Origin of the sequence: Sphingopyxis sp. Root1497 (assembly GCF_001427085.1) — a bacterium.
Classification (GTDB): Bacteria; Pseudomonadota; Alphaproteobacteria; order Sphingomonadales; family Sphingomonadaceae; genus Sphingopyxis.
In genome coordinates this window covers 155,012-179,748 of the sequence record NZ_LMGF01000004.1, presented here as the reverse complement: position 1 = coordinate 179,748, position 24,737 = coordinate 155,012, and the positions used below count along the sequence as shown (strand labels likewise).

General features: G+C 65.8%; 24 protein-coding genes. 12 read left to right on the top strand and 12 right to left on the bottom strand.

Annotated features, from left to right (window positions below; all coding sequences use genetic code 11):
• Positions 1-3: 3 nt before the first annotated feature.
• The 4 genes from ASD67_RS12415 to ASD67_RS12400 form a co-directional block, all read right to left on the bottom strand.
• Entirely contained in the window at positions 4-786 is a 783-nt protein-coding gene (locus ASD67_RS12415) for an SDR family oxidoreductase (protein WP_056347633.1), read from the bottom strand.
• A gap of 13 nt (positions 787-799) precedes the next feature.
• On the bottom strand, positions 800-2,005 hold the full coding sequence (locus tag ASD67_RS12410; protein WP_056347632.1) for an acyl-CoA dehydrogenase family protein: 1,206 nt from the start codon (positions 2,003-2,005) through the stop codon (positions 800-802).
• Positions 2,002-3,096 (bottom strand): acyl-CoA dehydrogenase family protein, encoded by a 1,095-nt coding sequence (locus ASD67_RS12405; protein WP_056347630.1) that lies wholly within the window; start codon positions 3,094-3,096, stop codon positions 2,002-2,004. The genes ASD67_RS12410 and ASD67_RS12405 overlap by 4 nt, the downstream gene beginning before the upstream one ends.
• Before the next feature lie 79 nt (positions 3,097-3,175).
• Entirely contained in the window at positions 3,176-3,976 is an 801-nt protein-coding gene (locus ASD67_RS12400) for an enoyl-CoA hydratase/isomerase family protein (RefSeq protein WP_056347628.1), read from the bottom strand.
• A 103-nt stretch (positions 3,977-4,079) separates the two neighbouring features.
• Between ASD67_RS12400 and ASD67_RS12395 the strand changes: the two genes are divergently transcribed.
• Positions 4,080-5,171: an acyl-CoA dehydrogenase family protein gene (locus ASD67_RS12395; RefSeq protein WP_056347626.1), complete on the top strand. Its 1,092-nt coding sequence runs from the start codon at positions 4,080-4,082 to the stop codon at positions 5,169-5,171.
• Between the two features lies 1 nt (position 5,172).
• On the top strand, positions 5,173-6,396 hold the full coding sequence (locus tag ASD67_RS12390) for an acyl-CoA dehydrogenase family protein (protein WP_056347625.1): 1,224 nt from the start codon (positions 5,173-5,175) through the stop codon (positions 6,394-6,396).
• A gap of 102 nt (positions 6,397-6,498) precedes the next feature.
• Here the strand turns inward: ASD67_RS12390 and ASD67_RS12385 are convergent, their stop codons facing one another.
• Positions 6,499-7,989: a class I adenylate-forming enzyme family protein gene (locus tag ASD67_RS12385; protein WP_056347623.1), complete on the bottom strand. Its 1,491-nt coding sequence runs from the start codon at positions 7,987-7,989 to the stop codon at positions 6,499-6,501.
• 74 nt (positions 7,990-8,063) lie between these two features.
• Here ASD67_RS12385 and ASD67_RS12380 point away from each other — a divergent pair, with 74 nt between their 5' ends.
• The 3 genes from ASD67_RS12380 (at position 8,064) to ASD67_RS12370 (ending at position 11,071) form a co-directional block, all read left to right on the top strand.
• Entirely contained in the window at positions 8,064-9,350 is a 1,287-nt protein-coding gene (locus ASD67_RS12380) for an FAS1-like dehydratase domain-containing protein (RefSeq protein WP_056347621.1), read from the top strand.
• 136 nt (positions 9,351-9,486) lie between these two features.
• Complete coding sequence (locus ASD67_RS12375; RefSeq protein ID WP_056347619.1) at positions 9,487-10,281, top strand: enoyl-CoA hydratase-related protein; 795 nt, start codon at positions 9,487-9,489, stop codon at positions 10,279-10,281.
• Complete coding sequence (locus tag ASD67_RS12370; RefSeq protein WP_056347617.1) at positions 10,274-11,071, top strand: enoyl-CoA hydratase/isomerase family protein; 798 nt, start codon at positions 10,274-10,276, stop codon at positions 11,069-11,071. Before ASD67_RS12375 ends, ASD67_RS12370 begins: the two co-directional genes overlap by 8 nt.
• Before the next feature lie 98 nt (positions 11,072-11,169).
• Here the strand turns inward: ASD67_RS12370 and ASD67_RS12365 are convergent, their stop codons facing one another.
• Positions 11,170-11,958, bottom strand: a complete 789-nt coding sequence (locus ASD67_RS12365; RefSeq protein WP_056347614.1) for an acyl-CoA thioesterase domain-containing protein — start codon at positions 11,956-11,958, stop codon at positions 11,170-11,172.
• A 95-nt stretch (positions 11,959-12,053) separates the two neighbouring features.
• Between ASD67_RS12365 and ASD67_RS12360 the strand changes: the two genes are divergently transcribed.
• The 6 genes from ASD67_RS12360 to ASD67_RS12335 are packed head-to-tail and all read left to right on the top strand — an operon-like array spanning position 12,054 to position 18,135.
• Positions 12,054-13,265 carry an acyl-CoA dehydrogenase family protein gene (locus ASD67_RS12360; RefSeq protein ID WP_056347612.1) on the top strand — a complete coding sequence of 404 codons (1,212 nt, stop codon included), beginning with the start codon at positions 12,054-12,056 and terminating at the stop codon, positions 13,263-13,265.
• Position 13,266: 1 nt separating this feature from the next.
• Positions 13,267-14,262 carry an acyl-CoA dehydrogenase gene (locus ASD67_RS12355; RefSeq protein WP_056347610.1) on the top strand — a complete coding sequence of 332 codons (996 nt, stop codon included), beginning with the start codon at positions 13,267-13,269 and terminating at the stop codon, positions 14,260-14,262.
• 4 nt (positions 14,263-14,266) lie between these two features.
• Positions 14,267-15,640, top strand: coding sequence for a wax ester/triacylglycerol synthase domain-containing protein (locus tag ASD67_RS12350; RefSeq protein ID WP_162248578.1), 1,374 nt, complete (start codon positions 14,267-14,269; stop codon positions 15,638-15,640).
• Positions 15,637-16,695 carry a DUF7065 domain-containing protein gene (locus ASD67_RS12345; RefSeq protein ID WP_056347606.1) on the top strand — a complete coding sequence of 353 codons (1,059 nt, stop codon included), beginning with the start codon at positions 15,637-15,639 and terminating at the stop codon, positions 16,693-16,695. The genes ASD67_RS12350 and ASD67_RS12345 overlap by 4 nt, the downstream gene beginning before the upstream one ends.
• Before the next feature lie 13 nt (positions 16,696-16,708).
• Positions 16,709-17,200, top strand: coding sequence for a nuclear transport factor 2 family protein (locus ASD67_RS12340; protein ID WP_056347604.1), 492 nt, complete (start codon positions 16,709-16,711; stop codon positions 17,198-17,200).
• Positions 17,201-17,241: 41 nt separating this feature from the next.
• Complete coding sequence (locus ASD67_RS12335) at positions 17,242-18,135, top strand: NAD(P)H-dependent flavin oxidoreductase (RefSeq protein ID WP_162248577.1); 894 nt, start codon at positions 17,242-17,244, stop codon at positions 18,133-18,135.
• A 109-nt stretch (positions 18,136-18,244) separates the two neighbouring features.
• Here the strand turns inward: ASD67_RS12335 and ASD67_RS12330 are convergent, their stop codons facing one another.
• Complete coding sequence (locus tag ASD67_RS12330) at positions 18,245-19,234, bottom strand: NADPH:quinone oxidoreductase family protein (protein ID WP_056347600.1); 990 nt, start codon at positions 19,232-19,234, stop codon at positions 18,245-18,247.
• A gap of 67 nt (positions 19,235-19,301) precedes the next feature.
• On the opposite strand from ASD67_RS12330, the gene ASD67_RS12325 reads away from it, so the two are divergent.
• Positions 19,302-20,282: an NAD(P)H-dependent flavin oxidoreductase gene (locus tag ASD67_RS12325; RefSeq protein WP_056347599.1), complete on the top strand. Its 981-nt coding sequence runs from the start codon at positions 19,302-19,304 to the stop codon at positions 20,280-20,282.
• Between the two features lie 49 nt (positions 20,283-20,331).
• Here ASD67_RS12325 and ASD67_RS12320 read toward each other — a convergent pair whose 3' ends face one another.
• From ASD67_RS12320 to ASD67_RS12300, 5 genes are read right to left on the bottom strand one after another with little or no spacing between them, the layout of a single operon-like run.
• Positions 20,332-21,078, bottom strand: coding sequence for an SDR family NAD(P)-dependent oxidoreductase (locus ASD67_RS12320; protein ID WP_056347596.1), 747 nt, complete (start codon positions 21,076-21,078; stop codon positions 20,332-20,334).
• Positions 21,068-21,892, bottom strand: coding sequence for an SDR family oxidoreductase (locus ASD67_RS12315; RefSeq protein WP_056347594.1), 825 nt, complete (start codon positions 21,890-21,892; stop codon positions 21,068-21,070). The genes ASD67_RS12320 and ASD67_RS12315 overlap by 11 nt, the downstream gene beginning before the upstream one ends.
• A gap of 5 nt (positions 21,893-21,897) precedes the next feature.
• On the bottom strand, positions 21,898-23,184 hold the full coding sequence (locus ASD67_RS12310; RefSeq protein WP_056347593.1) for an acyl-CoA dehydrogenase family protein: 1,287 nt from the start codon (positions 23,182-23,184) through the stop codon (positions 21,898-21,900).
• Positions 23,185-23,198: 14 nt separating this feature from the next.
• Entirely contained in the window at positions 23,199-24,266 is a 1,068-nt protein-coding gene (locus ASD67_RS12305) for a phosphotransferase family protein (protein ID WP_056347591.1), read from the bottom strand.
• Positions 24,263-24,721, bottom strand: coding sequence for a MarR family winged helix-turn-helix transcriptional regulator (locus ASD67_RS12300; RefSeq protein WP_056347589.1), 459 nt, complete (start codon positions 24,719-24,721; stop codon positions 24,263-24,265). Before ASD67_RS12300 ends, ASD67_RS12305 begins: the two co-directional genes overlap by 4 nt.
• Between the last annotated feature and the right edge of the window lie 16 nt (positions 24,722-24,737).

Genomic DNA, 24,737 nt, shown 5'->3' with positions numbered 1-24,737 from the left:
GGATTAACGCGGGGCCATGCGGATCGCGCCGTCGAGACGGACGGCCTGGCCGTTGAAATAGCTGTTGCGGAGCATCTCCATCGCCAGGCTGGCATATTCCTCGGCGTGGCCGAGGCGCTTGGGGAAGGGGACCGACGCGCCGAGGCTGGCGAGTACCGGTTCGGGCAGCCCCGCGACGAGCGGGGTCTTGAACACGCCGGGCATGATCGAATTGACCCGGATGCCAAGGTCCATCAGGTCGCGCGCCATCGGCAGCACAAGCCCGTTCACGCCCGCCTTCGCCGAGCCATAGATGACCTGGCCGATCTGCGCGTCCTGCGCCGCGACCGACGCGGTGAGGACGATCGCGCCGCGTTCGCCGTCTTCGAGTTCAGGCAAGGTCGCCATGCCCTCGGCCGAGATCGAGGCGATGCGGTAGCTGGCGGTCAATATCCCGGCGACGCCAAAGGCATAATCCTCGGTCGGGGTGCGGCGGAAGCTGCCGCTCGCCTTGTCGAACGCCAGCGTCTTGCCGCGGCGCGAGGTCATCGCGCAATGAACGCAGATACGCTCCTGCCCATGCGCGGCGCGCGCGGTGGCATAGCCGTCGAGCACCGATTGCTCGTCGGTGATGTCGACATGGACGAACAATCCGCCGATCGCTGCCGCGACCTCTTCGCCGAGCGCGTCGTTGATGTCGAAGATGGCGACCTTGACGCCCTGCGCCGCGAGCGCCTCTGCGGTCGCGCGGCCGAGGCCCGATGCGCCGCCGGTCACGACGGCTGCGGTGGTGGAATCGATCTTCATGCGCTGGCCCTCCTCAGGCCGGAATCTGGTTGAAGGCGACGCCCTTGTCGGGGCGATGGTCCTGCGGCAGGCCGAGGATCTTTTCGGCGATGGTGTTCAGCAAGGTCTCGTCCGATCCGCCGGCAATGCGGCCGGTGGGGGCGTTGATCCAGCTCGACGTCCAATTCTCCTTCTGCGAGGCATGGTCGTCGTAAGCGAAACCACCCGACCCCTGCAGGTCGATCGCGAGTTCGGAAAGCTTCTGGCGCGAGCGCACTGCAACAAGCTTGTTGAGCGAGCCTTCGGGCCCCGGGACCATGCCCGCCTGCATCATCGCCATCGCGCGCGCGGTGATCGATTGCAGGCCATTGCGCATCGCATAGTTGCGCGCGATCTGCTGACGGATGCGGCCATCCTCGATCGCGGGCTTGCCGTTGAGTTCGGTATTTTTGGCAAGGTCGACGAACAGGTCGAGGTGCGGGCCGAAGCCGCCGCTGTCGGTCGCGACATAACGTTCGATCATCAGCGTCGCGATCGCGACGGCAAAGCCGCCGCCGACCGGCGACATGCGATGATCGTCGGTGATCTTCACATCGTCGAAGAACACCTCGTTGACATGGCTGTCGCCGCCTACCAGCTTGATCGGGCGCACGGTGACGCCCGGAGCCTTCATGTCGACCCAGAAATAGGTGAGGCCCTTGTGCTTGGGCACATTGGGATCGGTGCGCACGACGATGACGCCATAGTCGCTATATTGCGCCCAGCTGGTCCATACCTTCTGGCCGTTGATCTTCCAGCCGTTGCCGTCGGCCTCGGCCTTGGTGCGCAGGCCCGCGAGATCGGAACCGCCCGAGGGTTCGGAGAACAGCTGACACCAGATTTCCTCGCCCTTCAGCGCCTTCAGTACCCGCTCCTTGACGAAATCCTTGTCGCTGCCGAACTGCATCAGCACCGGGATCGGCATGCCGAGCGAGATGCCGAAATAGAAGCTCGGGAAGCCGTGCTTCATTTCCTCGCTGTCGAAGGTGACCTTTTCGAGGTGCCCGAGGCCCTGGCCGCCATAGTCGACCGGCCAGTTGATGCCCGCGTAACCCGCGTCGAACTTGGCGCGCTGATATTGGCGTGCGACGGCGAGGTCTTCCTCGACGCTCAGCCCCTTGCGGGCTTCCTTGCCGAAGGTCGGGACCATAGATTCCAGCCAGGCCGCGGCCTTGGCGCGATACGCTTCGAGATCGCTCATGCACCTTCTCCGGTCAGGCGGTCGACGAGGATGTCTTCCCAGAACAGCAGATTGCCCTGTTCGATCGCGAGGCTGCGCGCGCGGCGGGTGTGGAGGTGGAGCCCGAGTTCCCAAGTCACCCCGATGCCGCCGTGAATCTGCACGCAGTCGCGCGAAGCGGTGTCATAGGCCTCGGTCGCCGAGATGCGCGCCGCGGCGGCGGCGGTGACGAAATCGGCCTGTCCCTCGCGCGATGCCGCATGGATGCAGTTGGCGCGCGCCAGTTCGACGAAGCCGTAGAGTTCGGCGATGCGGTGCTTGATCGACTGGAAGGCGCCGATGACCTGTCCGAAGGCGCGGCGGGTGACGGCATAGTCGCGCGCGATTTCCATCATCGCTTCGGCGCCGCCGGTCTGTTCGTGCGCGGTGATCACCGCCTGCAGGGCGAGGATGTGCAGCGCCGCCTCGCGCGCCGTGCCCCCGATGACCAGCGTGTCGGCGGGCGTGCCGGCGAAGGTCAGGTCGGCGTAGAGGCGGCTGTTGTCGAAGCTGTCGATCGCGCTGCGCGTGACGTTCGCCAAGTCGGCCACCACGAGCACCGGCATGCCGGGGCCATTGGCATAGACGACCGCGATATCGGCAGCGAGTCCGCCCGCGACGCCGGTCGATGTCCCGTCGAGGCGGTTGTCGGTGAGCGTCACGCTCGGCAGCACCGGCAGCGCGTTCGATCCCGCGGCGAAAGCAATCGCACCGATCGTCTCGCCGCTGGCGAGGCCGGGCAGATATTTCGCTTTCTGCTCGTCGCTACCGTAAAGCTCGATCGCCTTGGCGGCGCCGAAGCTGCCGGTGAGGAAGGGCGCGCCGCTGAGGCTGCGGCCCGCCTGGTGCGCGATCAGCCCGAGTTCGACGAGGCCGAGATCGAGCCCGCCATAGACTTCGGGAAGGGCGAGGGCAGTCCAGCCTTGTTCCTTCGCGGTGGTCCAGAAGCCGTCGTGGAATTTTCCGGTGGTTTCGAGCAGCGGCAGCAGCTCGTCCTTGTTCATCCGGGCTTCGAGCACGCGCCGCGACTCGGTCGCGATCGCCTGTTGCCCTTCGTCGTATAAAATCGACATGCGCGTTCGAGTCCTCACCCTATGTGTTGAGACCATGACCGGACGTTGACGTAAACGTCAAGTAGAATTGCCGCTACGGCTATCGGACGGTGAATTTCTTGGCCTTGTCGGCCATCAGCGCGGCGCGATCGACCTGCGGCACCCCGACCGGATTGCCGATCTGGCAATATTTCAGGCCCTGTTGCATCGCGACGCTACGCGGCAGGTCGAGCGATTCCCAGATCGCCTTCACCGAACCCGCGGTCGCCGCGGGCGGCTTGGCAGCGATCGCGGTCGCCAGTTCCTGCGCGCGCGGCCACAGATCCTCGAGCGTCGTAATCTCGCTGACCAGCCCGATGCGCAGCGCGGTCCCCGCGCCGATTCGTTCATCATTGCCGAGCAGCACCATGCGCAGCACGTCGTGCAGCGGCATATGATAGGTCATGCCGATCGGCTCGAGCGCGCTCGTCATGCCATAGGTGACATGCGGGTCGAAGAAGGTCGCTTCTTCGGAACAGATGATGATGTCGCTCTCGTTGAGCCAGTAGAAGGCGCCGCCAGCCGCCATGCCATGGACTGCGGCGATCACCGGCTTCCAGCATTTCATCGACTTGGGGCCGAGGTAATTGCCGGGATCCTCGCAATGCCAGATATTGGCAAGGTCGACGACGGTTCCGCCTTCCTTCTGCGATTCCTTGACGTCGACCCCGGTGCACCAGGCCTTGCCCGGCGCGGCGCGCAGCACGACGCAATGGACGTCATCCTCGCGGCCAATCCACTTCCACAGATGCTCGAATTCGTCCATCATCCGCTTGGTGAAGCTGTTCATCGCGTCGGGGCGGTTGATCGTGATCGTCGCGATATGGTCGGCGACGTCGACCAGGATGGTTTCATATTGCATGACGGTGCTTCCTCTCCCGGCCCGGTTATCGCTGAGCGCTCATGGTTGACCTAGTTATACAACTCGCTATGACACAGACCGATATGAAGGGGCAAGGCCTGCGATGAATTTCGACCTTAGCGATGAACAGAAAATGCTCGGCGAGCAAGCCCGCGCGCTGCTTTCCGACCTGTCGCCGTTCGACCGGCTGCGCAGCCTGATCGATTCGGGCGCCGAATGGGACGAACCCTTGTGGCGAGCGCTCGCCGAAATGGGCTTCCTCGGCGCCGCTATTCCCGAGGACCATGGCGGACTGGGGCTCGGCGCGCTCGATCTCGGCGTCATCATGGAGGCGCTGGGCGGTGCCAATGCGGCGGTGCCCTTCATGAGCTCGATCATCCTCGGTGCCGAGGCGATTCGCCTTGCGGGTAGCGACGCGCAGAAGGCGGCGTGGCTGCCCAAGCTCGCGAGCGGCGAGGCGGTGGCGACCTTCGCTTATGCCGAAGGACCGGGGCCGGTATTCGCGAGCGGGGCGACGCTTGAAGGCGGCAAGCTCAACGGCAACAAGTCGCCGGTTGCCGACGCGGGCATCGCCGACATCGCGGTCGTGCTCGTCGCGGGCGGCACCTTCGCACTCGTCGAACTGAATCAGCCCGGCGTCACCCGCACGCGGCTCGACAGCTTCGACCAGCTCCGCCCGCACTACCGCCTCGACTTCGCCGATGCGGTTGCCGAAGCGCTGCCCGGCGCGGGCAAGCTCGACCAGCTGATCGACCAAGCCGCGGTGCAGGCCGCGTTCGAAGCCTCCGGCGCTGCCGAAGCCTGCCTCACCATGGCGCGCGACTATGCGATGGAGCGGCAGATGTTCGGCCGTCCGCTCGCGGGCTATCAGGCGATCAAGCACAAGCTCGCCGATGTCGCGGTCGCGACCGAACTGGCGCGATCGAACGCTTATTATGGCGGCTGGGCGGCCGAATCGTCGCCCGATGACCTGCCTGCGGCAGCGGCGGCCGCGCGCCTCTCGGGCATCAAATGCCTCGAGCTTGCGGCGCGCGAGAATCTGCAGGTCCATGGCGGCATCGGCTACACCTTCGAGGCGAACTGCCATTTCTATTACCGGCGCGAGCGTTTGCTCGCGGTGCACCTCGGCAATCGCGGCTTTTGGGCCGACCGGCTGCTGAACGCACAACCGGGCAGCCAAGGGAAAGCGGCGTAAGATGGATTTCAACGACAACGCGCAAGAAGCCGCCTTCCGCGCCGAAGCCCGCGCCTGGCTCGCCGCTCACGCCCCCGCGCATGTCCTGACGTCTGGCGAGAAGATGCCCGACACCGAAGAAGCCGATCGCGGCCGCGCGTGGATGCGCGCGCTTTACGCCGGCGGCTGGTCGGGTCTGACCTTCCCCAAGGCGCTCGGCGGGCGCGGCCTGTCGGGACCCGAAGCGGTGATCTTTGCCGAAGAGGAAGGCAAATATCATTTGCCCAAGGGGCCCTTCACCTCGATCGGCACCGGCATGGCGCTGCCCGTCATCGCCAAGCATGGCAGTGACGAACAGAAAGCGCGCTTCATCGAGGCGACGCTGAAGGGTGACATCACCTGGTGCCAGCTCTTCTCCGAACCCGCCGCGGGATCGGACCTTGCGGCGCTGCGCACAAAAGCCGTTCGCGCCGACGATGGCAGCGGCGATTGGATCATCAACGGCCAGAAGGTGTGGTCGAGTTGGGCGCATCTCACCGATTGGGGCATCCTCGTCGTCCGCACCGATACAACGCTGCCCAAGCACAAGGGGCTGACCTTCTTCGTCGTCGACATGAAGACGCCGGGGATCGAGACCCGCCCGATCCGCCAGATCTCGGGCGCGAGCGAGTTCAACGAAACCTTCCTCACCGACGTCCGCATCCCAGATGCGAACCGGCTTGGTGCCGAGGGCGAGGGCTGGGCGTGTTGCATGACGGTGCTGATGGGTGAACGCCTCGGCTCGGGCGCGCATCGCAGCGGGGTCGAGCCGCTGATCGATTATGCCGCCGCGACCCCCGACGGCCATGGCGGCACGATGCTCGACGACCGCGCGATCCGCCAGCAGCTCGCCGAGGCCTTGGCGGAAGAGCAGGGCGAACGCTTCTTCCAGGCACGGCTGCGCACGATGGTGTCGAAGGGCGAGAACCCCGGTGCGCTCGCGGGCATGGTCAAGCTCGCTTATGCGGGCCGCTACCAGAAGACCAACGGCCTCGCGCTCGAACTGCGCGGTCTCGCCGGCATCGCGCCCGAGGCGGGCGATACGGCGACCGGCGACGTCCAGTACGACTATATCTATTCGACCGTGATGCGCATCGCTGGCGGCGCCGACGAGGTGCTGCGCAACCAGATCGCCGAACGCGTGCTCGGCATGCCGGGCGAAGTGCGCATGGACAAGAATGTGCCGTTCGAGACGTTGAAGGGATAATTCCAAAGCCGCGTCATCGGCGAGCGAAGCGAAACAATCCAGAGCGGTTTACGCATGCTTAGATTGTTTCGCTTCGCTCGCAATGACGATGGTATTCAGGCGTTACGCCGCCCGCCGCCGCGCTTCCGCCGCCTTTGCCAGCGGCCCGGCCAGATCCTTCTTCAGAATCTTCCCATTCGGGTTCAGCGGCATGTGATCCATCACCACCAAGGTCCGCGGCACCTTGTTGTCGCCGAGATGCGCCTTGCAGAAGGCGATGATGTCGTCGGCGGTCGCTTCGCCGCAGCCGGGGCGCAAAGTCACCGCCGCCGCGATATCCTCGCCCAGCACCTCATGCGGGACGCCGACCACCGCCGCCTGCTGGACCGCGGGATGCAAATGCAGCACCGTCTCGATCTCGAGCGGGGTGATGTTGTAGCCGCCGCGGATGATCAGCTCCTTCGACCGGCCGGCCATGATCAGGTCGCCGTCTTCGTCGACGAAGCCGAGGTCGCCGGTCTTGGTCCAGCCGCCCTTGAAGCTCGCTGCGGTCGCTTCTTCATCGTTCCAGTAACGCCGTGCATGCTTCTGCCAGCCGTAGATCTCGCCGACGACGCCCGCTTCGGTGATGACATTGCCGCCCTCGTCGCGGATCTGCATATGCGCGGGTAGCTTGCCGACGCAGCCGGGTTTGAGCACCTGTTCCTGGCTGGTCGTGCCCAAGCCCACGCCGCCCTCGGACATGCCATAGCTGTTACGTATGCGCAGGTGCGGCCACAGTTCGGCCGCGCGCTTCACCGAATCATGCGGCAGCGGCGCGGTGCCGGTCATCAGATATTTGACTCCCTCCATGTCGTAATTGGCGACATCGGGATGATCGAGCACGAGCCGCAGCATCGACGGCACCAGGTAGACAAGATTCGGCCGCTTTTCCTTCGCCAGCTCCAGAAAGCCCTTCGGATCGAATTTCTGCTGGGTGATCGCGGTCGCGCCGCCGCGCGCGGGCAGCATCACGATGCCGATGTTGCCGCCGGACCCGGTGAGCGGCAGCGCGTTCAGCGTCGAGCGCGAGCGGTCCATGTTGAGGCCGGTGACGCCGGTCATCAGATCGGGGTGCGATATCACGACGCCCTTGATCTTGCCGGTCGTGCCCGAGGTGCCGAGGATTTCGGCGTCGGCCGCCGGGTCGAGGCTCGTCTGGTCGGGCAGCGCCGCGATATCGCGCGGCATGGCATCGACGCGCCAGCAACCGGCAAGCGGCACGTCCTTCATCAAATCGGGCGCATCGGTCAGGCAGAAGCGCGGTTCGCACAAGGCCGCATAATCGGCGATTTCCCGCGGGTTGAGGCGCGTGCTGATCGGGCAGGCGATGCCGCCTGCGCGGAACACCGCGAACACCGCGATCGCCATCTCGATCGCATGCGCATTGCTGATCGGCAGAAATACCCGGTCGCCGGGAACCAGCCCCGCCGCCGCCAGCCCGCCGCCCACTTCATCGGCTTCGCGGTCCCATTCGGCGAAGGTGATTTGCCGCCGCGTGTCGTCGTGCGCGATGTCATTCGACTGGTGCGTCGCGCGCACCTTCAAGGCATCGCTGATGCGGCGAACTTCCATTGCGGCTTTATCCCCTTGCGTCATTGTTGGGCATGTATTACCTAGTTATATAACTCGTGACAAGGGAGATAGTGATGGCCGAGGCGAAAAGTGACATCAAGCAGAGCGATGAGTGGCAGAAAGCCGTCGCCTATGAGATTACCGACGAGGATATCGAGCGGCAGCGCAAATTGCTGGGATTCGACCAGGCTGCGAAGACCCGCGAATATATCACCACCGCGACCGAGGATAATATCCGCAACTTCGCGCACGGCATGGGCGACGACAAGCCGCTCTACACCGATCCCAATTATGCCAAGAAGACCCGCTGGGGCAGCGTGATCGCGCCGGGTATGATGGCGGGCATCATCAACAAGCCGATGAAGGGCGACCCGATTCCCGACGAGATCAAGGCTCTCAAGAAGAGCCTGTTTCGTGGCATTCACGTCTTTGTCTCGGGGTCGCAATGGGATTTCTATCGCCCCATCTATCCGGGCGACACCATCTACAGCTTCAATGGCGACGAGACGTGCGAGGTCAAGCAGTCCGAATTTGCCGGGCGCTCGGTGATCACCAATCGCCGTGACGTCAAGATCAACCAGCGCGGCGAGGTCGTCGCGGTCTATCGCATCCTGCGCGTGCTGACCGAACGCAAGACTGCCGCCAAGAAGGGCAAATATTCGGCGATCGAACCCGCATCCTATTCCGACGAGGAAATGCAGGCGATCGAGGACGTCTACGCCGCCGAACGCGTCCAGGGTGCCGAGAAGCGCTGGTTCGAAAGCGTCGAGAAGGGCGATTCGGTCGGGCTGCAGGCGAAGGGCCCGCTGACCGTCACCGACGTCATCTGTTTCCACGCCGGCGGCTATGGCTTCGTGCCCTATGCGCCCACCGCCAACCGCCTCGCGCACAAGAATCGCCAGCGCATCCCGGCCTTTTACGTCAAGAACGAGCATGGCATTCCCGACGTCGCACAGCGGCTGCACTGGGATCCGGTGTGGGCGCAGGCGATCGGCAATCCGATGGCCTACGACTATGGAGTCATGCGCGAAAATTATCTGTGGCAATATCTGAGCGACTGGGCCGGCGACGATGCCGTCATCACCCACATCCACGACGAGATCCGCAAGTTCAACTATATGGGCGACGTCCAGCGCGTCACCGGCGAAGTGCTGGCGAAGCGCCAGGAGGGCGGCCAGAACCTCGTCGATGTCGCGGTGAAATTCACCAACCAGCGCGACGAGGAAACCGTGCGCGCGACCGCGACGATCGCGTTGCCGAGTAAGGATCGCCCGCAGCCGCTCTATCCGCAGGTTCCCGAAGAACTCGCGCAAAAAGCGGTCCAGATGCTGGCGCGCCACCGCGAACTTGGCGGGGATTGACCGGACGGCCGATCGCCGATCGCCTTCACGTCGTCATTGCGAGGAGCGAAGCGACGCGGCAATCCAGAGCAGGCGCAAACCGCCCTGGATTGCTTCGCTTCGCTCGCAATGACGAAGGGAGGGAACGGAGAGATTTATGAGCGAAATACTGATCGACGATGATGCGGGGGTCCGCACCATCACCCTCAACCGGCCCGACCGGCTCAACGCGCTGACCGGTTCGATCATGGCGCCGCTCGCCGACGCCTGCGCCGATGCGGCGCGCGATGCGTCGGTCGGCTGTGTCGTCGTGACCGGGGCGGGCAGGGGCTTTTGCGCCGGCGGAGATTTAAAGGAAGGCGGCGCCGACAAGGCGGTCGTGCCCGCCAATGCCGACAGCGGCAGCCGCACCGAACAGGGTCATGTTCGCCTCCGCAGCTTCATGGAAACTTCGCGCCTGCTCCACGAGATGCCCAAGCCAACGATCGCGATGGTGAACGGTCCCGTTGCAGGGGCGGGCATCGGCATCGCTGGGGCGTGCGACCTGCGCTTCGCTGCGAAAAGCGCGAGCTTCCTGACCGCGTTCGACCGCATCGGCGCGGGCGGCGATTTCGGATCGACCTGGTTCTGGACCAAGATCGTTGGCACCGGCGTCGCGCGCGAGCTTTTCCTGCTCGGCGAAAAACTGACCGCCGACGAGGCCTTCGCCAAGGGTCTCTACACCCGCCTGTTCGATGACGAGGCGCTGCGCGACGAGACAATCAAGGCCGCGCGCCGGCTCGCCGACGGCCCGCGCATGGGCTATCGCTATATGAAGGCGAACCTCAACAACGCCGAGGATTGGGCGTTCGAGGCCGCGCTCGATGCCGAGGCGCTCAACATGGGTCTGTCGACCAGCGCGACCGCGATGATCTGGCGCGAGAAGAAGAAGGCCGAAAACCCCGATGGCTGATTTTGCGCATATCCGCATCGATCGCCACGATGCCGGCATCGCCGCCGTCACCGTCGCGCGCGCCGACATCGGCAACGCGTCTTCGCCCGAGATGCTCGGCGAGATTCGCGACGCTTTCGCGGCACTGTCTTCGGATCGCGACGTTCGCGCAATCATCCTCGCCGCCGAGGGCAAGCATTTCTCGGTCGGCGCCGACTTCGCCTTCCTGCAACGCCTGACCGGCATGGCGGCGAGCGAGATCAAGGACACCGTCTACGCCAATTTTCAGGGCGCCGCCCGCGCCATCTATCGCTGTCCAAAACCGACGCTCGCGCTGGTGCGGGGCGCGGCGGTGACGGTCGGTTGCGAACTCGCGCTCGCCTGCGATTTCCGTATCGCCGCCGACAGCGCGATGTTCCAGGAAAGCTGGATCAAGCTCGGCATTATGCCGCCGCTCGGCGGCACCTTCCTGCTCCCACGCATCGTCGGGCTCGGCCGCGCGATGGAGATGTGCCTGCGCGGGAAACAGGTGCGCGCCGAGGAAGCGCTGCGTATCGGACTGGTCAGCGAGGTGGTCGCAAAGGACGAACTCGCGACGCGCGGCATGGACCTTGCGCGCGAACTCGCCGCATCGGCCCCGCTCGGCTATGCGACGGTCAAGCAATCGATCCAGCGCGCGCTCGAAAGCAGCATGGAGGCCGAATGGCAGGCCAATCTGCCCAATCAGGCGCTCTTGCTCGGTAGCCAGGATCACCGCGAGGGACTGGCGGCGGTGACCGAAAAGCGCGCGCCGGTGTTCCGCGGCCAATAACCCACATCCGTCATTGCGAGGAGCGAAGCGACACGGCAATCCAGAGTAGGCGCAAGACCACCCTGGATTGCTTCGCTACGCTCGCAATGACGAACTTTTTACCGCGGACTTCCCGGCGCGACGAAGATCGTCTGTGTGCCCTTGGCATAGACGCCGTCCTCGTCGGCGAAGAGATTCTGCGCCACCGCATGCCCGTTGCCCGCGCCTTCGGTGTGGGCGTCGAGCAGGAGCCATGCTCCGCGCGGCATGCGAAAGAACTGGATGCCGATGTCGAGGTTCGCATAGCTCCATTCATGCGCATGCGTCGCGCTGCCGACGCCATTGCCGAAATCGGCGAACAGGCACGCCTTGACGAAGGGCGACGCCGGCACGCCACGCACGACCTCGCCGTTCATGCACATCCAGGCCACGCCGCGCCCCGGTTCGCGCACCTGGCCCATGACCGGCCGCGTCCGGATCGCCCCCGCCATGCTCGCGCCGATCAGGAAATCATCCTCGGGCACATCCTCGGGCGCGGGGTGCGGGTGTGGGGGATGGAATTCGGGGGTGTCGAGCTGCCGTGCCAGCAGCACATGCGCCTGCGCGACCATCTTCGCGCCTGCCAGCAGTTCGATACGGTAGAGCTGCGCCTGTCGCCCCTGGCGCACCGGGACGATGCGCGGGACCAGCGGTGCGCGCGGCACGATGCCCAAAAAGTCGATCGTCACGCGGCAAATTTCGAACCCCGGATCGAAACCGGCTTGCTCGATCGCATGCGCGAACAGCGCCGAGATCGGCCCGCCGGCGACCGCATCGGCGAACCAGGGGTTGCGTGACAGGCCGGTGGGCTCGAAACCCTCCTCGGTGCGGACGAAATAATGGGGGATCGGGTCGGGGGTGCTGTTCATCGGCGCCTCCTACCATGCTTCGCCCGTCGCACAACATGGTTGACGTAGTTATATAACTCAAGCATAGAATTACCATCGACAAGGGAGAGCGAGCGATGGATCTGAGCTATGGCGAGGCCGCCGAGGTCTTTCGTGCGGAGGTCCGCGCCTTTCTGTCGTCGCACTGGCCCCCGGCCGCCGACCTGCGCGGCGCCGACCTCAAGGCCTTCATCCGCACCTTTCGCACCCAGGCGACCGACGCCGGCTATCTCTACCGCGCGATCCCGAAAATCTATGGCGGCTCCGAGCAAAGTGTCGACGTCATCAAGGCGCAGGTGATCCGCGAGGAGTTCGCCCGCGCCCGCGCCCCGATGGAGGTCGGCGGCAACGGCATGAACATGACCGTGCCGACCTTACTCGAAAAAGGGACCGACGAGCAAAAGGCGCTCTTCATCCGCAAGACCGTCGAGGGCGATTATATCTGGGGGCAGGGCTATTCCGAACCCGGCTCGGGCAGCGACCTTGCGAGCGTGCGCACCAAGGGCGAGCTGTCGCCCGACGGCAGCAAGTGGATCATCAACGGTCAGAAGATATGGACGTCGCAGGGCATGCAATCGACGCATATGTTCATGCTGGTGCGCACCGAACCCGATGCGCCCAAGCATGACGGCATCACCTATTTGCTGATCGACCTCGACCAGCCCGGCGTTACCCGGCGCCCGATCCGCCAGATGACCGGCGAGGAGGGCGATCACACCTTCTGCGAGTTTTTCTTCGACAATGCCGAGACCCCGGTGAGCTGGCAGGTCGGCGAACGCGGGCAGGGCTGGTATGTCAGCCGCACGACGCTCAGGCACGAACGCGCGAGCATCGGCGGCGCCGAGGGGCTCGGCAGGCAGTTCAACAAGCTCGTCGAATTGGCGAAGGAGGTCGATCGCATCGACGACCCGATCGTCCGTGACAAACTCGCGCAGATCGAGGGCTCGGTTCTCTCGCACCGCTACACCAGCTATCGCCTGTTCAGCTGCGCCGCTGCGGGCGAGGACCCCGGCCCGGTGGCGCTGATGATGAAATTGCTGCTCACCGAAATCGGGCACGAAATGGCGCTGCTCGCGCAGGATCTGATCGGCGAGCATGGCTTCCTCGAACCCGCGGGTGCGGGCGGGCGCGGCAATCGCGGGCCGCGTGGCCCCGAGAAATGGCTCGACCAGATCATGGGTAGCCTCGGCAATTCGATCGCCGGCGGCGCGTCGAACATCCAGCGCAACATCATCGGCGAACGCGGCCTCGGCCTGCCGCGCGACCTCGCGATGAGCGGGGAGCGCTGAGATGCATTTCCACCTGACCGAAGAGCAGACGGCGATCCAGGACGCGGTGCGCGGCACGCTCGCCGGCGTCTGGTCGATCGAGCGGCTTCATGCCTTTGCCGATGGCGACGATGATTTCGACCGCGCTAGCTGGGATGCGCTGATGGCGCTCGGCCTCGGCGGCACGCTCGCGCCCGACAGCGGCATGGGGCTGCTCGAGGCCGCGCTGGTGTGCGAGGTCGTTGGCGAGGCGGCGGCACCGGGACCGCTGATCGGCCAGCTTCTCGCCGTCGCCGCCGTTGCGCACAGCGACAATGGCGCAGCGAAAACCCATCTCGAAACGCTGGCGAGCGGCGAAAAGCTCGCGACGCTGGTCCACGGCGGCAGCGTGTTTGTCCCTTGCGCGCGCGCCGCCGACTTTTTCCTGATCGTCGACCGCGAAGTCGGGGTCCGCCTTGTCGCCGCCGCCGAGGCGGCGATCGAGGCGGTGAAAGCCGCCGACCGCAGCCGCCCGGTGTCGAAGGTCGCGATTCCCGCCGATGCGGGTGAGACGCTTTTTGCTGCGAGCGACCCGATGACCGGTCGTCTCGCCGACGCGGCGCTCGTCCTCGTCGCCGCCGACGCGCTCGGCGGCGCGCAGAAGGTCACCGACATGAGCGTCGCCTACGCCACTGAGCGCGAACAATTCGGCCAGCCGATCGGCCGTTTTCAGGCGCTCAAGCACCAGCTCGCGCATATGGCGCTCGACGTGGAGCCAGCGCGCGCGCTCTTGTGGTACGCCGCCTATGCCTGGGATGCTGGCCTCCCCGACGCGCCGCGTGCGGCCGCGATGGCAAAGGCTCACCTGTGTGACATCTACGTCCGGTCGACCCGGGCGGCGGTCGCCGCGCATGGGGGCATCGGGTACACTTGGGAATATGGACTCCATTACTGGTTTCGTCGCGCGGCTTTTGACCGGGCATGGCTCGGAAGCCCCGCCGCGCATCGCGCGCGGGCGGCGGTCCTTGCGGGGTGGTGACGGCGTGAGCGGCGCCCGCGACCCGCTGCAACTCGCCGCCGGCGTCCGCCGGTTGCGCCCCGACGATCATTTCATGATCCTGTCCGAAACCGATGCCTCGCCGATGCACGTCGGCGCGCTGATCCTGCTCGATGTGCCGCCCGACCGGCAGGAGGGGTTCGCCGCGGCGATCCGCCGCCAGTTCGCCGAGCGACTGCCCGCGACGCCGCTGCTCGCGCGGCTGCACGAAGCCCCCGACGGTTTCGATTCGGACGTCTGGGCCGATCTCGCGAGTTGCAACCTCGACGCGCTTGTCGCGGTCCAGCCGCATCCCGGCGCGTGGGCCGACGACGAGCTTCACGCCGCCGTCGCGATGCTCAACATGCGGCGGCTCGACCTCGAAGGCCCGCCCTTCGCGGCGCATGTCTTCGAACGGCTCGCGCACGGCGGCAGCGCGCTCTACCTCAAGATGCACCACAGCGTCGCCGACGGCATCGGTTTTCAGACCGTCCTCGCCCTGCTCAGCGACGCCGCGCCGCCGGTCCCGCGGCGCACCGCTGATGCGGCGTTGCCCGACGATGGGACGTGGCGCGTGCTCGCGCAGACGCGTTTCGCCGACGAGGCTGCGCAGCGCGCCGAACAGTCGGAGCGCCGCCGGGACGCGCTCGCCGAACTCGAAGCGCATAAGGGCGACCGCGCCCCAACGCCGCAGCTCAAGATGTCGGGCCCGACCTCGGCACGCCGCCGCTACGCGACGATCAGCCTGCCGCTTGCGCGCGTGAAGGCGGTCGGCAAGGCGCTCGAAGCCACGGTCAACGACATCTTCCTGACGCTCGCCAGCACGGCGCTGCGCAAATACCTGATCGAGATCGACGACCTTCCCGGCACGCCGCTGGTCGTCAATTCGGCGCGGTCGTACCGCCGCCCCGAACATGGCGAATTCGGCAACCGCATCGTCGCGCTGCATCCGCATCTCGCAACGCACCTCGCCGACCCCGTCGAACGCCTGCGCGCTATCCAGGCGTCGATGGCGGCAGAGATGCGCCGCACGCCGCACGACGAGGCGCTGCTCGACGCCGCCGAAAAGCCTTTCGGCGCCAAGGATCGCCGCATCGCCTTTGCCGAGCGGCTGGCGGGCGGCAAGCGCCTGATCCCGGGCAATTTGACGTTGTCGAATGTGCCCGGCCCGGCCGAGGCGCGCAGCTATGCTGGCTTTCGCCAGCGCAACAATTACCCCGTGCCGATCATCGGCTCGGGTCGCTTTCTCAACATCACCTCGCGGCGCAGCGGCGACAATCTCGACATGGGCGTGATCGTCGATGCCGAAAAGATTGCCGACGCGGGCCGCATCGCGGCGCTGTTCGCCGCCGCGCTCGACGAACTGGAGACGATTGCATGACCGACGACCTGGCGTTCAAGCCGGAAGACGACCGCTACCATCAGCTATCCGACGATCCCTATGAAACCGAGACCAACTGGTGGTCGTTCAACATCCCCGAGCGCAAGATCGGCTGCTGGATCCATGCGCCCTATTATCAGAACCGCAAGGCGGTCACCTGGCGCATCTTCGCCTGGGACGACGAAGGCTATGACCAGGCGCGCATGGCCTATTACCGCAAGGTCGAGGAGGCGGCGATGCCCGACGCCCCCGACCTCACCGACATAACCTTCCCCGGCGACAAGAACGGCGGCGGTTACAGCCTCAAGATGATCGAGCCGGGGATGAAATATCACCTCCAGTACGAGGACGCGTCGCGCGGTTTCGCGCTCGATTTCACCCACACGGGTCTCCACGAACCGCATCGCTTCCCGCCGGGAAAGCCGCCGTTCATGGCGACCCCGCATTTCGACCAACTCGGCCATGTCGAGGGCTGGATGACCCTGCGCGGCGAAAAGATTCGCATCGACGGCATCGGGGTGCGCGACCGCACCTGGGGGCCGCGCGGCGGGCCCTATGCCGCGAGCCCGAAAGTCTATGCCAGCGACATCGAACGCGTGAAGCACCCCGGCGGCGCGCGCTGGCGCGAGATCGAGCGTGAGCGCGGGCGCGGACGGATCCAGTATATCTTCGGCCACCGCCGCGACGGCACCGGCTTCCTCGGCTTCGCGCGCGTGCAGGACGGCGACGCCGATGGCTGGTCGCCGATGAACGCCGGCTGGATCCGCCGCGACGGGAGCTTTGGCAGCCTCGACGCAAGCAAATCGCGCATGCGCGTGTTTCGTAGCCCGAGAACCGGCTGGAGCACGCATATGCAGGTCGAACTGGTCGACGACCAAGGCCGCGAAATGAAGAGCGAAGGCTTCGTCGTCAGCACGATGAGCGAAGCGGGTTATGGCGTGAACCAGCTGATGCGCTGGGACATCGACGGCGGCATCGGCTGGGGCGAGGATCAGGACGTATGGAATCCGGTCCATTATGTCCGGGTGCTCGACGCGCTGAAGGCGACTGTCTGAAATAAGGGGGGATATGCGGAAAATCCTGATCGGACTGACGGCGGCGGTTGCGCTAGCCGGATGCCAGCCAAAGCCCGAAGCCACGACGCCGGAGCGCGATGCCAAGGCGGTGATGGAAGCGTTCTGGAAGAACACGGACGCGAACCGCTTCGGCGCCAACGGGGCGCTGCTCGCCGACGACATCGTCTTCATCGACCCGATCTGGGGACGATATGAGGGCAAGGAAGCGGCGACCCGATTCCTCGCGCAGTTCGAAGGGGCGGGCGACGGCTGCTGCACGCTCGACCGGCTGGTCACCGATGGCAATGTCGGCTGGGCCTTCTGGACGCTGCATGCACCGAACGACGAACAGCCTTGGGTCGGGGTCTATCAGGTCAAGGACGGCAAGATCGTCTTTTATCAGGATATCCACCAGCGCGTCTATTCGGCGGAAGAGCAGGCCGCACACAAGGCTGCGTTCAAACAGGCGCAGGACGCGAAAAAATCTGCCAAGACGCGCGGATGACGATCTTTTCCAACCTCTCGCTTCCCCTGATGTGTGCGCCGATGAGCTTCGCCTCGTCGGTCCCGCTCGCGGTCGCCTGTTGCCAAGCGGGCGTGATCGGCGGCTGGCAGGGCGGCACGATCACGCCCTTTGAACAGTTCGAAGACTATCTGGCGGCGCTCGCCGGCATCGAAGGCGTCGCGCCGCCGATCGTCAACATGCCGGCGCGCTGGGGTACCGATCCCAAGGCCGCCGACCGCCTTGCGCTACTCGAACGCTACCGCGTCCCTCTCGTCCTCTCGAGCCTCGGCGATCCGTCGGCGCTCGTCGAGCGTGTCCATGGCTGGGGCGGGCGCGTCGTCCACGACGTCACGACGATGAAACACGCCGAAAAGGCGATCGCAGCGGGGGCGGACGGGCTGATGCTGACCTGCGCCGGCGCAGGCGGGCATACTGGGTTTTTGACACCGATGGCGTTTGTTCCCGCGGTGCGGCGGTTGTTCGGCGGGCTGCTGATTGTCGCGGGCGGCATCGCCGACGCGCATGGCATCGCCGCCTCGCTCGCGCTGGGCGGCGACATCGCCTGCATGGGCACGCGCTTTATCGCGACGCCTGAGAGCGGGGTGGTCGAGGGCCACCGGTCGATGATCCCGGCGGTGAGCGCCGACGATATCGTAGCCTCGGCGGCGATGAACGGCGTTCCCGCGCACTGGATGCGGCAATCTATCGAGGCGGTCGGCCTCGATGCGAAAACGCTGCCCAACACGCGCTCGCCGATGCCCGAGGGCGTGATACCCTGGCGCGACATTTGGAGCGCCGGGCAGAGTGCCGGGCTGATCGACGCTGTCGAGCCGGTGGATGCGTTGGTGGCGCGGTTGAAGGGTGAGTTCGTGGACTTGCCGGCGGTGCCGGACTGGCGGTCCAATCTCGGGGCGCGGACCGCGGGCTGGGCGTAATCCCCCTCACCAAAAAGCCTCGTCATTGCGAGCGGAGCGAAGCAATCCAGAGCAGGCTACGCGACTCTGGATTGCCGCGTCGCTTCGCTCCTCGCAATGACGAACATGATTATCCCATCACCAACACCACCCGCCCGGCGCTTTTTCCCGCCGCCGCATCGGCCATCGCCGCCCGAAAATCCTCGAGCCTGTAGGTCCGCGCGACCGCCGGGCGTAGCGTGCCGTCACCCGCCAGCGCGAACACCGTATCGCGATTGCTCTCGCTCTTCTCGGGCTCGAAAATCCCGAACTGGCGGATATCGACCCCGATCAGGCTCGCCCCTTTCAGCAGCGGTAAATTGGTCTTGAGCGCCGCGATCCCGCCCGGAAAGCCGATCACCAGATGCCGCCCGTTCCACGCCAGCGAGCGAAATGCCGGATCGGTCGCGTCGCCGCCGACGGGGTCGAACACGACATCGACGCCCTTGCCGCCGTTCGCCGCCTTGACCTGATCGCGCCAGTCGTCGCCGCGCGCGTCGATCACGGCGTCGGCGCCGCCCGCGGTGGCCAGTGCGCGTTTCTCCTCGCTCGATGCCGAACCGATCACCCGCGCGCCGAGATGCCTGCCGATCTGCACCGCCGCATAACCCGTCGCGCCGCCCGCACCGAGCACGAGCAGTGTTTCGCCCGCTGCCAGCCGTCCGCGATCGACCAGCGCGTGCCATGCGGTCGCATAGCTTACGGGGAACACCGCGGCTTCCGCGAACGACAGCGCCGCGGGCATCTTGCGCACCGTGCGCGCGGGCAGGTTGGTCGCGTCGGCGAACATCCCGCCCCAGCCGCTGGCGACGACCCTGTCACCGATTGCCAGCCCCGACACCTCGGCCCCGACCGCGGTCACGACGCCCGCGCACTCGCTGCCCGGAATGAAGGGCACCGGCGGCTTCACCTGATAGCCGCCGCCCGCGGTCAGCACATCGACGAAGCTGATCCCCGCCGCCCTGATAGAAATGCTCACTTGTGTGGGCGAGGGCGGACCCGGATCATGATCGACGAGAGCGTAATTTTCGGGCGGGCCGAGTTCGTCGGCACGAACGGCGCGGGGCAGGGGAGCGGTCATCGGACACCTCTTGTCATCATGGGTTTAGAAGTATAACCAAGTTATATAACTATTGGAGGGAATGCTAATGGGTTTCAAGACGCGGATCACCGAAATGCTGGGGATCGAACATCCGATCGTCCAGGGCGGCATGCAGGCGGTGGGCACCGCGGAGATGGCGAGCGCGGTGTCGAACGCCGGCGGGCTCGGCATCATCACCGCGCTGACCCAGCCGACGCCGCAGGCGCTGCGCGACGAGATCGAGAAGTGCCGGTCGATGACCGACAAGCCGTTCGGCGTCAACCTGACCGTCTTCCCCACGATCAATTCGCCCGACTACAACGCCTATGCCGACGCCGTCGTCGAAAGCGGGGTCAAGATCATGGAGACCGCGGGCACCCCGGCGGTGCGCGAGATCTGGGCGCGGGTGAAGCCGCACGGCGTCACCATCCTCCACAAATGCACTGCGGTCCGCCATGCGCTGTCGGCTGAGAAAGCCGGCTGTGACATCATCTCGATCGACGGTTTCGAATGCGCGGGCCATCCGGGCGAAGATGATATCCCCGGCCTGATCCTGATCCCGGCGGCGGCCGACAAGGTGAAAATTCCGATGCTCGCGTCGGGCGGTTTCGGCGACGGTCGCGGCCTGATCGCGGCGCTCAGCCTCGGTGCCGAGGGCATCAACATGGGCACGCGCTTCTGCGCCACCAAGGAAGCGCCGGTCCACGACAATGTGAAGCAGGCCTATGTCGACAATGACGAGCGCGGCAGCTTCCTGATCTTCCGCAACTTCAAGAACACCGCGCGCGTCGGCAAGAGCGAAGTCAGCGAAGAGGTCGTCCGCCGCCTTGCCCAACCCGACGCGAAGTTCGGCGACGTGCAGGAACTGGTTGCCGGCACCGCGGGCCGCGAACTGCTGGCCACCGGCGACCTGTCGAAGGGCGTCTTCTGGGCCGGGATGGTGCAGGGGCTGATCCACGATATTCCGACCTGTCAGGAATTGATCGACCGGATCATTTCGGAAGCCGAAGCGATCGTCGACCAGCGGCTGGCGGGGTTTCGCCGGTAAGCCCTGCGCAAAATCCTCCCTGTCGTGAAGCGACGGGGAGGATTATATTTCAAAGCTGCCCCCCATCCACTCGCACCAGCGCGCCCGTCGTGTACGACGACGCCGGGCTCGCGAGCATCAGTGCCGCGGTCACGATCTCGTCGGGGTTCCCCGGCCGCCCCAGCGCGACCGGTTGCGTCTCGCGCTTCCGCTCGTCCCACGCCTCGGCGATGTCGGTCAGGAACGGTCCCGGGCTGATCGTGTTCACCCGCACCTTCGGCGCATATTCGCGGCTCAGCGATACCGACATCGCGTTGAGCGCCGCCTTCGCCGACCCATAAGGAATCACCATCGGCAGCGCCATCAGCGCGCCGGTCGAACTGATGTTGATGATGGTGCCGCCATCGCCCGCGCTCATCCGGTGCGCGACCTGGCTCGCGAGCCGGAACGGTCCCTTGAAATTCAGGTTGAGCACCGAATCGAACAGGTTTTCGGGCATTTCGTGGCTGGGGCAGGCGGGCGACATGCCGGCGTTGTTGATCAATATGTCGACGCGGCCGAATTCCGCATAAGTGGCCGCGATCAGGCCGTCGATCTCGTCCCAGCGTCCGCAATGTACCGAATGCGCCATCGCCCGGCGGCCGAGCGCGCGGCATTCCGCCGCTACCTCTTCGCATTTGTCGAGCTTGCGGCTCGCCACGATCACATCGGCGCCGCGTTCGGCCAGCGCCTTGACCATGCGGTAGCCCAACCCGCGCGATCCGCCGGTGACCAGCGCGACTTTGCCGGTGAAATCGAAGAGGGGATCAGGCGTCATTTTTCGGTTCCTCATATTTTTGGGTATCCGACGCCGGGCGGCTGTCGGGGTAATCGGTTGGAATATCGTCAAAGGCGGCGACAACCCGCGCCATGCGGTCGGCGACGAGCCCGCGATGCTGTCCGAGGGTCACGATGTGCAGCCGGTTTTTGCGAATGCCGCGAACGACCATGTCGCCGACCACGGCCGGGTCCATCCCGCCGGCCCGGGGCGCACGCCCCGTGCTTCGGCCGAGGTTGGTCGTCACCAGTCCGGGACAGAGCACCGAAACGCCGATCCCGTCGGGCTCCAGTTCGGCGCGCAGCACTTCACTCAGGCCCACGACGGCAAATTTGCTCGCAGTATACCCTCCCAACTTTGCGCTGGCGATCAGCCCGGCCATCGACGCGGTGTTGACGACGTGCCCGCCGCGACCTGCCTCGCGCATTGCGGGGACGAAGCAGCGGACGCCATTATAGGTGCCGGTCAGCTTGACCGCGACGATCCGGTCGAAATGCGCTTCGGGCATCGCATCGAGCAGATTGAGATCGGGGCCGATGCCCGCGTTGTTGATGAGGATCGAGACCGGACCGAACCGCGCCTCGACAGCCTGCCGCGCGCGCGCCCAAGCATCGCGGTCGGTCACGTCGAGCGCAACCGCCATCGCCGCGTCGCCCAGCGCCGCCGTCTCGCGCTCGAGGGCCTCGCCGTCGATGTCTGCGAGCGCGACGCGCGCGCCCTCCCGCGCCAGCGCACGGCCGATCGCAAGGCCGATCCCGCTGCCGCCACCGGTGACAAAGGCGGTCCGCCCCTCGATCGCAAAGGATGCGCGCATCGCGTTTAGCGCGCCCGGATCGCCGCCAGCCGGGTCGGGATATGCTCGCTCGGAAACAGCCCCGCCGCCGGCGTGGCGTTCCGCAGATAAGCCTTGGCGACCTGCACCTTGTGCACTTCGGTCGGTCCGTCGGCCAGCGCCATGCTCGGCAGGCCCATCCACATGTCGGCGAGCGGCAGTTCGAGCGTCATGCCAAGGCTGCCGTGGAGCTGGATCGCACGCTGGATGATGTCGTGATAGACCTTCGCCATCTGCACCTTGCACATCGCGATGTGCGTGCGCGACGCGCCGTGCGGCATGCGGCCGGCCTCGACCTCGTCGATGATCCACGCGGTCTTGAGCACCAGCAGGCGGAATTGTTCGAGTTCGATGATCGAATCGGCGATCGCCCCCTGGACGAACTGATGCTCGCTGAGCTGCTTGCCCTGCGTGCGGCGCGACACCGCGCGTTCGAGCATCATGTCGATCGCGCGCTGGCATTTGCCGACGGTGCGCATCGCATGATGGACGCGCCCGCCGCCGAGCCGCGCCTGCGCGACCTTGAAGCCTTCGCCCGGCCCGCCGAGCATTGCGTCGAGCGGCACGCGCACCTTGTTGTAGCGGATATAGGCGTGGGTGCCGTCGTCCTCGCCCTTGCTGTCGCCCATCGTCTGCGAATGGCGGATGAACTCGACCCCCGGCGTGTCGGTGGGGACGATCAGCATCGACATCCGCTCGTGGGGCGGGCTTTCGGGGTTGGTCACGACCATCACGATCAGGAAGGCGGCGAAGCGCGCGTTCGACGAGAACCATTTCTCGCCCTCGATCACCCATTCATTCCCTTCCTGCCACGCGCGACAGGTGAATTCCTTGGGGTCGGCGCCCGCCTGCGGCTCGGTCATCGAAAAGGTCGAGACGATCGTGCCGTCCATCAGCGGCTGAAGGTAGGTTGCCTTCTGTCCCGCGGTCCCGAACATCGCGAGGATCTCGCTGTTGCCGGTGTCGGGCGCGGCGGTGCCGAACACCGTCGGTGCCCAGTAACTCCGCCCGAGAATCTCGTTCATCAGCGCGAGGGTGAGCTGGCCAAAGCCAGGGCCGCCAAGCTCGGTGCCGAGATGGCAGCCCCACAGGCCCTGTGCCTTCACCTGGTCCTGCAGCGGCTTCATATAGGCCCGCGATTCCGTGTTCGCGACGTCATAGGGCGCGCCATGGCCGGGGAAGAGCAGGTCCATCGCCTCGCATTCGTCACGGACGAATTTCGCCATCCAGTCGAGCTTGGCCTGCAATTCGGGTTCGATACGGAAATCGATCATGTTGTCGTCCTTGGTTAGCCGATCAGGCGGATGAGTTTTTCGGCCTCGGCGAAATTGCCGCGGACCAGCCGGTCGAAGAAACGCCCGGTCTCGGCGCTGAGAATGCCCTTGGCCGCCTGCGCGACCTTATATTCGAGGATGCAGCCACCCTTGAACATCGCGAGGATCAGATAATAATCGAAGCTCGCCATGCTGCGCCCGGTGCCCGCGGCATAATGCGCCATCAGTTCCTGCCGCGTCGGCCAGTCCATGACATTGTACAGCGCCTTTTCGGGGACATGGCCGGGGAAACGATCGTCGCGGATGCCGTTGCAGAACCAGGCGAGGTCGAGCAGCGGATCGGCGATCGTCGACAGCTCCCAGTCGATCAACGCGGTCAGCCGGCACGGCGGGTCGAAGGCGAAGAGGGCGTTGGGGGTTCCGACATCGCCATGGATGATGCCGGGCCGGAAATCCGCGGGCTTGTTCGCGCGCAGCCAGTCGCGCGCCAGCGCAAAACCGGGCAGCTCGCGCCATTCGAAATCATAGAGCTGCTTATAGCTTTTGATCTGGCCTTCCCACCGGTCGACCTGCCGTTCGAGGAAGTTGTCGGGGCGTCCGAAATCTTCGAGCCCCACCGCCTTGTAATCGACGTTGGCGAGCGCGATCAGCCCGTCGACCATCGCGAAGGGCACCTCGCGCGCATGCGGCGCCGTGTCGAAGGGTGGGCGGTCGTGGATGCGTCCGTCGGTAAGGTCGGCGGGCCAGCCCTCGACCAGGTCCATGACATAGAAGGGCGCGCCGATGACATCGGCGTCGGCGCAGCTGCCGTGGCAGACGGGGTGGGGGACGGCGGTGCCGTTCAATGCGGTGAGTACCCGCGCCTCGCGCAGCACGCTCTTCGCGCTCCCCGGCGGCGGCACCGCTGGCGGGCGGCGCAGGATCAGCGTGTCGCCGCCGCGGTTCAGGGACAGGATGACGTTCGACGTCCCGCCATGAATCTTGTGCGTCACCAGTGGCCCGTTGCCGAGCGCCGGAATATTGGCGTCGAGCCATGCGGTCAGCCGCACAGGATCGGCCAGCGCCGTCACATCGTCGCTCATCGCTCGCGCTCCCGCAAATAGGCTTCGATTTCGGTGCGGATCGCGTGCATCCGCGTCGCGGCGTCGGCGAAGGCGCTGCCGCCGACCCGCGCCATCACCGCGCGTGTCGCCACCTGCGCGCGTTCATGATCGGCCGCCTTCAAGGCCCGCCCCGCCTCGGTCGCAACGATCAGCGACGCACGCTTATGCTCCGGATTGTCGGCAAAGGCCGCCAGGCCCAGCTCGGCGAGCCGGTTCGCCGCGCGTTGCACCACCTGGCGCGGATGGCCGAGGCTGCGCCCGATCTGTGCGACCGTGGGCGGCGCCGCGGCGTTCACCACCGCGGTCAGCACCATCAGCTCCATCTCGGGCAACCCGCTCTCGGCGCGCGTGTCGGCAAAAAGCGCCCGCATCCGCCCGCGCAGCCGCGCGACCTCATCGGCGAATCGTTCGAAATCGGTGAAACGTTCTGACATGGCACTTTGATGTCAA

What these genes read in the sequence shown, in the direction of transcription:
- ASD67_RS12370 (WP_056347617.1), top strand. Translation starts at nt 10,274, where the DNA reads ATGGCTGATTTTGCGCATATCCGCATCGATCGCCACGATGCCGGCATC.
- ASD67_RS12405 (WP_056347630.1), bottom strand. Translation starts at nt 3,096, where the DNA reads ATGTCGATTTTATACGACGAAGGGCAACAGGCGATCGCGACCGAGTCG.
- ASD67_RS12375 (WP_056347619.1), top strand. Translation starts at nt 9,487, where the DNA reads ATGAGCGAAATACTGATCGACGATGATGCGGGGGTCCGCACCATCACC.
- ASD67_RS12330 (WP_056347600.1), bottom strand. Translation starts at nt 19,234, where the DNA reads ATGACCGCTCCCCTGCCCCGCGCCGTTCGTGCCGACGAACTCGGCCCG.
- ASD67_RS12380 (WP_056347621.1), top strand. Translation starts at nt 8,064, where the DNA reads ATGGCCGAGGCGAAAAGTGACATCAAGCAGAGCGATGAGTGGCAGAAA.
- ASD67_RS12355 (WP_056347610.1), top strand. Translation starts at nt 13,267, where the DNA reads ATGCATTTCCACCTGACCGAAGAGCAGACGGCGATCCAGGACGCGGTG.
- ASD67_RS12345 (WP_056347606.1), top strand. Translation starts at nt 15,637, where the DNA reads ATGACCGACGACCTGGCGTTCAAGCCGGAAGACGACCGCTACCATCAG.
- ASD67_RS12315 (WP_056347594.1), bottom strand. Translation starts at nt 21,892, where the DNA reads ATGCGCGCATCCTTTGCGATCGAGGGGCGGACCGCCTTTGTCACCGGT.
- ASD67_RS12305 (WP_056347591.1), bottom strand. Translation starts at nt 24,266, where the DNA reads ATGAGCGACGATGTGACGGCGCTGGCCGATCCTGTGCGGCTGACCGCA.
- ASD67_RS12360 (WP_056347612.1), top strand. Translation starts at nt 12,054, where the DNA reads ATGGATCTGAGCTATGGCGAGGCCGCCGAGGTCTTTCGTGCGGAGGTC.
- ASD67_RS12385 (WP_056347623.1), bottom strand. Translation starts at nt 7,989, where the DNA reads ATGGAAGTTCGCCGCATCAGCGATGCCTTGAAGGTGCGCGCGACGCAC.
- ASD67_RS12300 (WP_056347589.1), bottom strand. Translation starts at nt 24,721, where the DNA reads ATGTCAGAACGTTTCACCGATTTCGAACGATTCGCCGATGAGGTCGCG.
- ASD67_RS12325 (WP_056347599.1), top strand. Translation starts at nt 19,302, where the DNA reads ATGGGTTTCAAGACGCGGATCACCGAAATGCTGGGGATCGAACATCCG.
- ASD67_RS12320 (WP_056347596.1), bottom strand. Translation starts at nt 21,078, where the DNA reads ATGACGCCTGATCCCCTCTTCGATTTCACCGGCAAAGTCGCGCTGGTC.
- ASD67_RS12335 (WP_162248577.1), top strand. Translation starts at nt 17,242, where the DNA reads ATGAGCTTCGCCTCGTCGGTCCCGCTCGCGGTCGCCTGTTGCCAAGCG.
- ASD67_RS12395 (WP_056347626.1), top strand. Translation starts at nt 4,080, where the DNA reads ATGAATTTCGACCTTAGCGATGAACAGAAAATGCTCGGCGAGCAAGCC.
- ASD67_RS12410 (WP_056347632.1), bottom strand. Translation starts at nt 2,005, where the DNA reads ATGAGCGATCTCGAAGCGTATCGCGCCAAGGCCGCGGCCTGGCTGGAA.
- ASD67_RS12340 (WP_056347604.1), top strand. Translation starts at nt 16,709, where the DNA reads ATGCGGAAAATCCTGATCGGACTGACGGCGGCGGTTGCGCTAGCCGGA.
- ASD67_RS12365 (WP_056347614.1), bottom strand. Translation starts at nt 11,958, where the DNA reads ATGAACAGCACCCCCGACCCGATCCCCCATTATTTCGTCCGCACCGAG.
- ASD67_RS12415 (WP_056347633.1), bottom strand. Translation starts at nt 786, where the DNA reads ATGAAGATCGATTCCACCACCGCAGCCGTCGTGACCGGCGGCGCATCG.
- ASD67_RS12310 (WP_056347593.1), bottom strand. Translation starts at nt 23,184, where the DNA reads ATGATCGATTTCCGTATCGAACCCGAATTGCAGGCCAAGCTCGACTGG.
- ASD67_RS12400 (WP_056347628.1), bottom strand. Translation starts at nt 3,976, where the DNA reads ATGCAATATGAAACCATCCTGGTCGACGTCGCCGACCATATCGCGACG.
- ASD67_RS12390 (WP_056347625.1), top strand. Translation starts at nt 5,173, where the DNA reads ATGGATTTCAACGACAACGCGCAAGAAGCCGCCTTCCGCGCCGAAGCC.